Annotated in this window: 9 protein-coding genes; 6 read left to right on the top strand and 3 right to left on the bottom strand. The window is 72.3% G+C overall.

Annotation, left to right across the window (positions count from 1 at the left end; all coding sequences use genetic code 11):
- A partial coding sequence (locus MTDSW087_RS28980) for an OmpA family protein (RefSeq protein ID WP_144769134.1) occupies positions 1–1,718 on the top strand: 1,718 nt, incomplete at its 5' end.
- Between the two features lie 77 nt (positions 1,719–1,795).
- Here the strand turns inward: MTDSW087_RS28980 and MTDSW087_RS28975 are convergent.
- Entirely contained in the window at positions 1,796–2,182 is a 387-nt protein-coding gene (locus MTDSW087_RS28975) for a hypothetical protein (protein ID WP_186384045.1), read from the bottom strand.
- Between the two features lie 180 nt (positions 2,183–2,362).
- On the opposite strand from MTDSW087_RS28975, the gene MTDSW087_RS28970 reads away from it, so the two are divergent.
- From MTDSW087_RS28970 to MTDSW087_RS28955, 4 genes are all read left to right on the top strand, one after another.
- On the top strand, positions 2,363–2,887 hold the full coding sequence (locus MTDSW087_RS28970) for an invasion associated locus B family protein (RefSeq protein ID WP_373322036.1): 525 nt from the start codon (positions 2,363–2,365) through the stop codon (positions 2,885–2,887).
- 17 nt (positions 2,888–2,904) lie between these two features.
- Positions 2,905–3,525, top strand: coding sequence for a hypothetical protein (locus MTDSW087_RS28965; RefSeq protein WP_186384043.1), 621 nt, complete (start codon positions 2,905–2,907; stop codon positions 3,523–3,525).
- Between the two features lie 145 nt (positions 3,526–3,670).
- Positions 3,671–5,476 (top strand): glycosyltransferase family 2 protein, encoded by a 1,806-nt coding sequence (locus MTDSW087_RS28960; protein WP_238179532.1) that lies wholly within the window; start codon positions 3,671–3,673, stop codon positions 5,474–5,476.
- Positions 5,473–7,095 carry a glycosyltransferase gene (locus MTDSW087_RS28955; protein WP_144769129.1) on the top strand — a complete coding sequence of 541 codons (1,623 nt, stop codon included), beginning with the start codon at positions 5,473–5,475 and terminating at the stop codon, positions 7,093–7,095. Before MTDSW087_RS28960 ends, MTDSW087_RS28955 begins: the two co-directional genes overlap by 4 nt.
- Here MTDSW087_RS28955 and purC read toward each other — a convergent pair.
- Both purC and nth read right to left on the bottom strand, forming a co-directional pair.
- Positions 7,089–7,883: a phosphoribosylaminoimidazolesuccinocarboxamide synthase gene (gene purC, locus MTDSW087_RS28950; protein ID WP_142585984.1), complete on the bottom strand. Its 795-nt coding sequence runs from the start codon at positions 7,881–7,883 to the stop codon at positions 7,089–7,091. The two genes, MTDSW087_RS28955 and purC, sit on opposite strands and share 7 nt — an antisense overlap.
- 351 nt (positions 7,884–8,234) lie before the next feature.
- Positions 8,235–9,035: an endonuclease III gene (gene nth, locus MTDSW087_RS28945; RefSeq protein WP_144769127.1), complete on the bottom strand. Its 801-nt coding sequence runs from the start codon at positions 9,033–9,035 to the stop codon at positions 8,235–8,237.
- A gap of 20 nt (positions 9,036–9,055) precedes the next feature.
- On the opposite strand from nth, the gene MTDSW087_RS28940 reads away from it, so the two are divergent.
- Positions 9,056–9,577: a DUF2244 domain-containing protein gene (locus tag MTDSW087_RS28940; protein WP_144769136.1), complete on the top strand. Its 522-nt coding sequence runs from the start codon at positions 9,056–9,058 to the stop codon at positions 9,575–9,577.
- Positions 9,578–9,981: the final 404 nt, after the last annotated feature.

The following is a 9,981-nucleotide window of genomic DNA, read 5'->3' as shown; positions in this document are numbered from 1 at the left end:
GTCCCGAGCGGCCGCAGCGTCCCGACCGCGAGCCCGCCGAGCGCACGGCGCCGCCCGCCGCCCGCGAACGCGCCCCCGAGCGGCCCGCCGCGCCCGACCATGGCGCCCCGCAGCGCGGCGCCCCCGAACGCGCCGCTCCCGAGCCGACCCGTCCGGCCGCGCCGCCCGCCCCCAGGCCGGAGGCTCCGCGGCAGCAGGCCCCGGATCGTCCCGATGCGCGGGAGCGTCAGAGCCCGGCCGCGCCCGAGGGGGCGAGGCCCGGCAGTCCGAATACGGCGCCGGGCGTACCCGGCCGGCCGGTCCAGCCGCCGGAGGGCCAGCGGCCCGTGCCCAACGCCGCGCCGAATGCTGCGCCGAATGCGGCTCCCGGTGTTCCGGGCCGGCCGGTTCAGCGGCCCGATGCGGCCCAGCCCGGCACCCAGCCATCCCCCAACGCGCCGCCCAATGCGGGACCTGCCCCGAACGCGGCCCCGAACCCTTCTCCCGGCGTGCCCGGGCGCCCGGTCCAGCCGCCGGAGGGCGCGCGTCCCGGCACGCCTCCCGCCCCGAACGCGGCACCGCCCGCCGCGGGCCCGGGTGCCGTCCCGCCCGGTGCGCAGCCGGCGCCGCAGGGTGTCGCTCCGCAGGGCGCGCCGCCGGCCCCGAACGCGGCGCCGGGCGTACCCGGCCGCCCGGTCCAGCCGCCCGGCGTCGATCCCGGCGCGCGGGGCGACCTGCCGGTCGGCCGTGCCGAGGACCGCCGCGGCTTCAACGTGCCGGGGCGCCCCGGCTACGTCCCCGGCGGGTTCCGCGACGAGGACGAGGACATCCGCGATTACGGCCGCATCCAGCGCGACCGGCGCGAGTTCAACGAGGACGGGCGGACCTATATCCGCGAGCCCGGCCGCATCATCGTGCGCGACCGCGACAACTACTACATCCGTCACGACGAGACGGAGCGCTTCCGCGACATCGACCGCGGCGGCTTCCGCCGCGAGCGCCGCGGCGGCGAGACCTATTCCTATCTCGACCGGCCCGGCGGCGAGCAGATCGTCACCGTGGTGGACGACGATGGCCGCCTGCTGCGCCGCTCCCGCCGCTTCCGCGACGGGCGCGAGGTGGTGATCATCGACAACGCCTACGGCGCCCGCCGCCCGATCTACGAGGATGTGGTGGACCTGCCGCCGCCCGACATCCGGATCCCGCGCGAGCGCTACGTGGTCGATTACGAGCGGGCCGACGAGCGCACCGTCTACGAGGCGCTCTCCGCCCCGCCGGTGGTGCCGGTGGACCGGCGCTACACGCTGGATCAGGTCCGCTACAGCCCGCAATTGCGGGCGCGGATGCGCAGCGTCGACATCGACACGATCACCTTCGACACCGGCTCGTTCACGGTGACCCCGGACCAGGCGGCGCGGCTCTCGACGATCGCGGCCGCCATCAACCAGGCGATCCGCAACAATCCGCAGGAGGTGTTCCTGATCGAGGGCTACACCGACGCGGTCGGCTCGGACGTGGACAACCTGTCGCTGTCCGACCGCCGGGCCCAGTCGGTGGCCACCGTCCTGACGCAGCGCTTCCAGGTGCCCCCTGAGAACCTGACCACGCAGGGCTACGGCGAGCAGTACCTGAAGGTGAACACGCAAGGGGCCTCGCGCGAGAACCGCCGGGTGACCGTGCGGCGGATCACGCCGCTGATCCAGCAGGGCCAGGCCGAGGGCGCGCCGCCGCCGCGTTGAGGCGGCCCGAGCGAGACGAGGGAAGCGGGCGCTCCCCGGAGCGCCCGTCGATCGAAACGAAGCTCAGCCCTTGGCGCTCAGCCCTTGGCGCGCAGCACGCGCTCGCGCATGACGCGCTCGGCCGGCCAGGCCGGGCGCGGATCGACCTCGCCGGGCATCAGGGTGCGGGGCGCGACGCTGTCGCAGACCTCGCGCTGCCGCACGATCACGGGATTGCCGTACTCGTCCCGCCGACGGATGTAGCCGCCGTCGCGGCAGAAGCCGGCGATGGCGGCGCTGCCGCCGCGGCGGCCATAGGGGTTCGTCGCCACCGGCGGATGCTCGATCACCAGCGTGCCGTCGCGGTTGAGCGAGCGCTCGACATAGGTGGTCTGGCCGGTCGGCAGGCCCTGCGCCTGGGCGAGGCCCGCACCGAGGACGGAAGCACCGAGCCCGATCAGGGCGGAGAGTACGCGCGCGCGCATGGACGGTTCCGGGAAAGCCTGGCTTTGGGACATGGTAGGCGCCGGGGGGCGCCCGCGATAGCTCTTTGCGGCAACAATAGGTCGGCGTCCGTCGCTTGACAGGGGCGGTGCCGCATGGTCCCAACGCGCCGGGTTTTCGTCAGCGGCCCCGGCGTGGGCGCTTATCCTCGAAGAGGTTGGCTGGTGCCACAGCGCGTGAGGCTCGGTTCCGTCAGGCGTCTCGCCGCCGCGCTCGGATTCGCCCTGCTCGCCGGATCGGGCGGGCAGGTCGCGGCGCAGGGGATGGTCCGCAAGACCTTCGACGATTGGCAGTTGCGCTGCGAGACGCCGGCCGGCGCCAAGGCCGAGCAATGCGCCCTCGTGCAGTACCTCGCCGCCGAGGACCGGCCGAACCTCACCCTCGTCGTCATCGTGCTGAAGACCGCCGACAACCGCGGCTACCTACTGCGGGTGGTGGCGCCGCTCGGGGTGCTGCTGCCCTCCGGCCTCGGCCTGAAGATCGACCAGACCGATATCGGCCGCGCCGGCTTCGTGCGCTGCCTGACCACGGGCTGCGTCGCCGAGGTGGTGATGGATGACGGGCTGGTCCGTCAGTTCAAGAACGGCAGCCAAGCCACCTTCATCGTGTTCCAGACGCCCGAGGAGGGCGTCGGCATCCCGCTGTCGATGAAGGGCTTCGGGGCCGGGTTCGACAGCCTGAAATAGGACGGGTGAGGCGGAGGATGATCGGTCGGCTGAGTGTTGTTGCCCTTGCCCTCGCCCTCGGCGCCGGACAGGCGCGGGCCGAGGAGGGCAACATCTTCTCGAACCTTCTGAAATATGGCGGCACGACGGTTCCGCCCTCGCAGCCGAAGGATCTGGAGCCGCCCTATTGCCCGACGGTCGACGTGCCGGAGGGCGGCGCGGCGATGGCGACGCATGGCGGCCGCGGCGAGGGTGCCTCGGGCATCCGCTCGCAGGCGACGCTCGGCCAGCTCGCCCGCGAGTGCCAGCGCCTGGAGGACGGCTCGATCCGCGTGAAGATCGGCGTCGAGGTGAAGGTCCTGCTCGGCCCCGGCGGTGCCCCCGGCCGCTTCGACGTGCCGGTCACCCTCTCGATCCGCTACAACGAGAAGCCGGTGACGAGCCGGACGGCGCGCCTGTCCGTCACCGTGGGGCCGGGCGAGGCCCAGGGCTTCGCCTCGACGGTGGAGGACAACTTCATCGTCCCGGCGGCGATGACCGCGGATTACGAGATCTTCGCCGCGGTGGGGGGAGCCAAGGCGCCCGCCAAGCCGAAGCCCCGCCGCAAGCCCGCCGTCGCCACCGTTCCGGAGACGGGCGGGGCCGGTGCGGCGCAGTGACCGGCGCGCGGGCGAGGCCGTTTCCTTCCGTCTGGAAGCCGCCGACGACGGCCCGTTCGCGCATCGTCTCGTGCTCGAGGGGTCCCGCGCCGGCTGGATCGTTCTGAGCTACCGCGCCGATCCGGCCCTCTCGCCGCTGCGCCCGATGCTGCGCGCGCTGCGCCGTGACGGCTCGGCGCAGGAATTCGTGCTGCCGGGCGGTGCGCGGGCGCGCTGGCTCGGCCTGCTTCCGCCGGACACCGCCGAGATCCGCCTCGCCGCGCCGCCCGGATTCGTGCTCGATCGGGTCGCCCGGCGCAGCGAGGCCGGCCTCCTGCTCGAATGCCTGGGCAAGCGCCCGCTCCGCGCGGTCTCCGCCCTCTACGAGCGGGTTCGCGGCGACGCCCGGCGCTATCGCGACACCCTGCGGGGCGCCTGCGCCGTGACGCCGCTCACCGGCTATCCGGGCTGGGCCGCCGAGCGTGCCGAGCCACCCGCCGCCTCCACCTCGGATCGCGCCGTCCGCGTGGTCGTGCCCGATCGTGGGGATGCGGCGGCCCTCCGGCGGACGCTCGCCGGCCTCCAGGCGCAGACGCATCCGCTTTGGGCGGCCTCCATCCTCGCCGCCGGTGCCGACCGGCACGCGGAGGCGGATCCGCGGGTGGTCCGGTGCGCCGGGGGGAGCGACCGCGCGCTCGGCGATCTCGTCGGTGCGGACGAGGCCCTCTGCCTGCTGGAGCCCGGCGACGTCCTCGCCCCCGATGCGCTGGCGCATCTCGCCGCCGGCCTCGACGGGATGAGCCTCGTCTATGGCGACGAGGTCCGGGACGGCGCGCCGCGGCTCAAGCCGGACTGGAGCCCGGATCTCGCGCTCGCGGGCGGCTATCTCGGCCGGCCCTGGCTCGCCACGCGCGAGCGGCTCTGCGCGATCCTCGACCGGCCCCTCGGCGCCCTGGCCGATCTCGGCCTGAACCTCGACATCGCCCTGGCGCGGGGGGAGGGGGCCGTCCGGCACGTCCCGCGCGTCCTCGCGCGCACGGTCGGCGCGCCCGTGCCGGATGCAAGCCGGGCCGCCGCGCTCCGCCGTTCAGGCGTCGCGATCGTCGAGCGGGGCGGCGTGCCCGACCTCGACTGGCCGCTGCCCGAGCCGGCGCCGCTCGTCAGCATCGTCATCCCCTCGCGCGACCGGCTCGACCTGATCACCCGGGTCTGCCGCGGCGTCCTGCACGAGACCGCCTATCCGGCGATCGAGCTCGTCCTGGTCGACAACGGCTCCACCGATCCGGCGGTGCGCGCCCATTACGAGACGCTGCGCGCCGATCCGCGCGTCACGATCCTGAGCGATCCGGCGCCCTTCAACTTCTCGCGGCTCGTCAATGCCGGCGTCGCGGCCTCGCGCGGCGCGGTCGTGGTGCTCCTCAACAACGACATCGCGGTGCTGGAGCCGGGCTGGCTCGAGGCGATGGTGCGGCAGGCCTCGAGGCCGGAGGTCGGCGCTGTCGGCGCTAAGCTCCTCTACGGCGACGGACGGCTCCAGCATGCGGGCGTGGTCGTCGGCCTGGGCACCCGAGCCGGCCACATCCTGCGCCGCCGGCCCGGCGACAGCCCCGGCCATCTCGACCGCCTCCGGGTCGCACACGAGGTCTCGGCGGTAACGGCCGCCTGCCTTGCCGTGACGCGCGAGAAGTACGATTCCGTGGGCGGCTTCGACGGCGAGGCCTTCCCGGTCGATTTCAACGACGTCGATTTCTGCCTGCGCCTGGGCGCGTGCGGCTACAGGACGATGTGGACGCCGGCGGCCCGGCTCGCCCATCTCGAATCGGTGAGTCGCGGGCCCGCCATCGGCGCGGCCCGGGCGCGGTTCGAGGCGGAGGGCGACCGTTTCGCCGCGCGCTGGCGCGACGTGATCCGGCACGATCCGTTCTACCATCCCTGCCTGTCGCTCACGACCTTCGGCGAGGATCTGGAGTGACGGATCGCGCCACGCCCCCCGGCTCCCCCGACGCCATCCTCCGCTTCCTCGGGCCGCGGCAGCGTAATGCGGCCGCCGCACTGAAGGCGCTCGCACGCCATCCCCGCAGGAGCCTCGAACTCCTCTGGGCCTGGACCATCGGCAAACGTCTCCGAGCGCGGCAAGGCCTCGCCGCCCTCGTCGGCATCGATCCCCGCCTCGCCGTGCCGCCCGAGATCCAGGCCCGGTATCTGCAGCCGGCACCGGCCTTCTCCGATCCGGCGATCCTCCTCCTCGGCGGACCGGGCCATGATCTCGCGCCCGGCGCCGAGCAGGCGATCCGCGTCGCCTTCGCCGACCCGCAGGTCCAGGCCGTCTACGGCGACGCCCTGGTCCAGATGGAGCCGTCGTCGCCCGCCGAGCCGCTCCTGCGCCCGGCCTTCGATCCGGATTATCTCGCGGCCCTCGACTATGTCGGTCCGGTCGTCGCCCTGCGCCGCGAGGCGGTCGAAGCGGCCGGCATCGATCCGGCGCGCGGCGCTGCGGACGCACTGTTCCGCATCCACGAGCGCTACGGCGCCGCCGCGATCGGGAATCCGCCGCGGATCCTCTCCGTATGGCGCCCCTGGCAGGGCCGCGCGCGGGGAGGGGAGGGGAGGGCCCATGCGGCCGCATTGCGTGCGCATCTCGACCGCACCGGCCGCGCGGACACCGCGATCGTCCCGGACGGAGAGGGCATCGCGCGCCTCGTCCACCCGCTGCCGGAGCCGGCGCCGCTCGCGAGCCTGATCGTGCCGACCCGGGACCGGCTCGACCTGCTGCGCCCCTGCGTCGAGGGCCTGCTCCGCACGGACTGGCCGGCCCTCGAGCTCTTGATCTGCGACAACGACAGCCGCGAGCCGGAGACGCTCGCCTATCTGCGTGCCCTCGAAGCGCGGGGCAGGGCCCGGATCGTCCCCTGTCCCGGCCCGTTCAACTTCGCCGCCATGAACAACGCCGCCGCGGCGGTGGCGCGCGGCCGCCTCCTCGTCTTCGTCAACAACGACGTGACCGTGCTCGATCCCGGCTGGCTCGACCGCATGGCCCGCGAGGCCCTGCGCCCGGATGTGGGCGCGGTCGGCGCGAAGCTGATCGACGGCGCCGGCCGGATCCAGCACGGCGGCATCGTGCTCGGCACCGGCGGCCTCGTCACCCATGCCTACCGCCATGTCCCGGGCGATGCGCCCGGCCATCTCGGCGGCATGCTCGCCACCCACGCGGTCTCGGCGGTCACCGCCGCCTGCCTCGCCGTCGAGGCGGGGAAGTTCGCCGCCGTCGGCGGGTTCGACGCGGAGCGTTTCGCCGTCGACTTCAACGACGTCGATCTCTGCCTGCGCCTGAACGCGGCCGGGTACCGGACCCTGCTGGTGCCGGGCGCCGTTCTCCTCCACGACGAGGGCCTGAGCCGGCGCTGGACGCCGGCGGCGCGCGCCCGTCACGCCCGCGAGGTCGAGGCCCTGAAACAGCGATGGGGGCCGCTGCTGGCGCAGGACCCCCATTACCATCCGGGCTTCGACCCGGACCTCTCGACCCATGTCCGTCTGCGGCCGGGCGCCTTCACTGAGGAAGGCCCGGCCACCCTGCGCCGCGCGCCTTACTGAACGAGGCGGGGACCGCCCATCTGCACCTTCTCGTTCTCGGACATGATGCCGAGGCGCTTGGCGACTTCCGTATAGGCCTCGATCAGGCCGCCGAGATCCTTGCGAAAGCGGTCCTTGTCGAGCTTGTCCGAGGACTTGATGTCCCAGAGCCGGCAGGAATCGGGGGAGATCTCATCGGCCACCACGATGCGCATCATGTCGCCTTCCCAGAGGCGGCCGGTCTCCATCTTGAAGTCGACGAGGCGGATGCCGACGCCGAGGAAGAGGCCGGAGAGGAAGTCGTTGACGCGGATCGCCAGCGCCATGATGTCGTCGATCTCCTGCGGCGTCGCCCAGCCGAAGGCGGTGATATGCTCTTCCGACACCATCGGGTCGTTGAGCTGGTCGTTCTTATAGTAGAACTCGATGATCGAGCGCGGCAGCTGCGTGCCTTCCTCGAGGCCGAGCCGCGTCGCCAGCGAGCCGGCCGCGACGTTGCGCACCACCACTTCGAGCGGGATGATCTCGACCTCGCGGATGAGCTGCTCGCGCATGTTCAACCGGCGGATGAAATGCGTCGGCACGCCGATGTCGTTGAGGTGCTGGAAGACGAATTCCGAGATCCGGTTGTTCAGCACGCCCTTGCCGTCGATGATCTCGTGCTTCTTCGCGTTGAAGGCGGTCGCGTCGTCCTTGAAGTGCTGGATGAGCGTCCCGGGCTCGGGCCCCTCGTAGAGGACCTTCGCCTTGCCCTCGTAGATGCGACGGCGGCGGTTCATAGGCGTGTACCGTGGTTTGAGGAAGTCCATGGGCCGTGACTCCTATGGGCGACGTATGCGGAATCCGCGGCGCGGCGACCGGACGAGGGGTCGGGCGGCAGGAGCCCATCGCTGTCGAAAGCCCCCCGCAGCCAGCCTCCAAACTACCCGAAGCGGGATGGCTGCACAACGCGTTAGCCCGCAGGTGGGGATTGCGCGGGTCCCTGCGAAGGGGCGCGCCGGGGCCCTCATCCCGCCGCGCGCGCGGGCCGATCGTCGCGTCCCCTACGGCCTCCGGGTGATCACTTCGGGATGGCGGATGGGGATGGCGGATGTCGTCTTCGCTCAGGCGCCGCGCGGGCTCGCCGAGACTGCGTCCGGTCCGATCGACCGGACGTGGTATCAGGCCGTCTTCGAGGGATAGCGACAGAGGTCGCTGATCGGGCAGATCGGGCAGTCGGGCTTGCGCGCCTTGCACACGTAGCGGCCGAACAGGATCAACCAGTGGTGGGCATTGAGCCGGTAGGGTTCGGGCACGATCGCCTCCAGCCCCGCCTGCACCTTGTCGGTGGTCGAGCCGACGACGAGGGGGATGCGGTTCGAGACCCGGAAGATGTGGGTGTCGACCGCGATCCGCGGCACCTGGAAGGCCACGTTGAGCACGACGCTCGCGGTCTTCGCGCCGACGCCCGGCAGCACCTGCAGCGCCTCCTGGGATCGCGGCACCGCGCCGCCATGCTCCTCGACCAGGATGCGCGAGAGCGCGATCACGTTCCTGGCCTTGGTGTTGAACAGGCCGATGGTGCGGATGAAATTGCGCACGCGCTCCTCGCCCAGCGCCAGCATCTTCTCCGGGGTGTCGGCGATGGCGAAGAGCGGAGCGGTCGCGAGGTTGACGCCACGGTCGGTCGCCTGGGCTGAGAGGACGACGGCCACGAGCAGGGTGTAGGCGTTGACGTATTCGAGCTCGGCCCGCGGCTCGGGGTTCCGCGCGCTGAGGCGCCGGAAGATCTCGACGAGGGTCGCCGCGTCGACGGGCTCGGGCCGGGTCTCGACATGGGCGGTGAGCGGCGCCGCGAGGGCGGCCTTCGCGCTGCCCCGCCGCTTGGCGCGAGCCGGCGCGGCGGCGTCCGGTCCGGGCTCGGCCGTGGCCGCGCCGGCTCGCAGCGAATTGACGGGCGCGCGCGTCTTTCTGGGAGGCATGGCAGCGTTATATGGGTCGCATGGCGAGCGGCAACCTCTCGAACCATCCCGACGGGCTCGACCCCGATACGATCGACCGGCCGGTCTTCAGCGCGACGATCCGGCCGCACCAGTCGCTCAGCCGCCTCGGCTTCCGCATCGTGATGGGCGGCTGCTGCCTCGTCTCGCTCGTCGTCTCGGTCTGGTGCTGGCGCATGGGCTTCTGGCCGGTGGCGGGCTTCTTCGGCCTCGACATGCTGGCCGTCTACGTCGCCCTGAAGGTCAGCTTCCGGCGCGGACGATCCTTCGAGGAGGTGATGATCTCGCAGATCGAGATCCTCATCGCCCGGGTCAGCCATCGCGGCGAGCGGCGCGAATGGCGCTTCAATCCCTTGTGGACCAAGCTCACCCAGGTCGAGGACGAGGAGTACGGCCTCCAGCGCCTGACCCTCGTCTCGCGTCGCGAGCACGTGACGGTCGCCCGCGACGCCTCGCCGGAGGAGCGGGCGCAGGTGGCGCGTGGGCTCAGCGCGGCCCTCGCGCAGGTGAAGAAGGGCTACTGATCGGGAAGCAGGAGCGCGCCCACCGCGGGAAAGGGTCTTTCTTTGCGTGAGGATCGGCGCTGAGCCCTGTCACGGGCCTGTCGTCGATTTTTCGCAGCCGATTCATTTTTCGTGTTGACGCCGGTCTGAGGCGCCCGTATACCCCGCTCATCGGCGCCGGCCGCGGATGTGGACCGGACGCTGAACTGTCGCTTCGACAGGCCTTCTTGAACATGGCGAGCGGGCTGGGCCCGGATCGGGTAGATCCGGGACAGGCGCTGTTTTCGTCTCTGGAAGGCGTCAGACGGTGGGTTCTTCCCGCTGTCCGCTCTTTGACAAGTGAATGACGAGAAAGAGAAGCGTGGGCGGCGTTTGTCCTTGCGGATCTGGATTGGTGGCTTCGGCTGCTGGTCTGGGTCGTGAGA

Source organism: Methylobacterium dankookense, from assembly GCF_902141855.1.
GTDB classification, from domain to species: Bacteria; Pseudomonadota; Alphaproteobacteria; order Rhizobiales; family Beijerinckiaceae; genus Methylobacterium; species Methylobacterium dankookense.
Note: the sequence above shows the minus strand (reverse complement) of the source record. Positions and strands in the feature narration are given on the sequence as shown.

What these genes read in the sequence shown, in the direction of transcription:
- purC (WP_142585984.1), bottom strand. Translation starts at nt 7,883, where the DNA reads ATGGACTTCCTCAAACCACGGTACACGCCTATGAACCGCCGCCGTCGC.
- MTDSW087_RS28940 (WP_144769136.1), top strand. Translation starts at nt 9,056, where the DNA reads ATGGCGAGCGGCAACCTCTCGAACCATCCCGACGGGCTCGACCCCGAT.
- MTDSW087_RS28975 (WP_186384045.1), bottom strand. Translation starts at nt 2,182, where the DNA reads ATGCGCGCGCGCGTACTCTCCGCCCTGATCGGGCTCGGTGCTTCCGTC.
- MTDSW087_RS28965 (WP_186384043.1), top strand. Translation starts at nt 2,905, where the DNA reads ATGATCGGTCGGCTGAGTGTTGTTGCCCTTGCCCTCGCCCTCGGCGCC.
- nth (WP_144769127.1), bottom strand. Translation starts at nt 9,035, where the DNA reads ATGCCTCCCAGAAAGACGCGCGCGCCCGTCAATTCGCTGCGAGCCGGC.
- MTDSW087_RS28960 (WP_238179532.1), top strand. Translation starts at nt 3,671, where the DNA reads ATGCTGCGCGCGCTGCGCCGTGACGGCTCGGCGCAGGAATTCGTGCTG.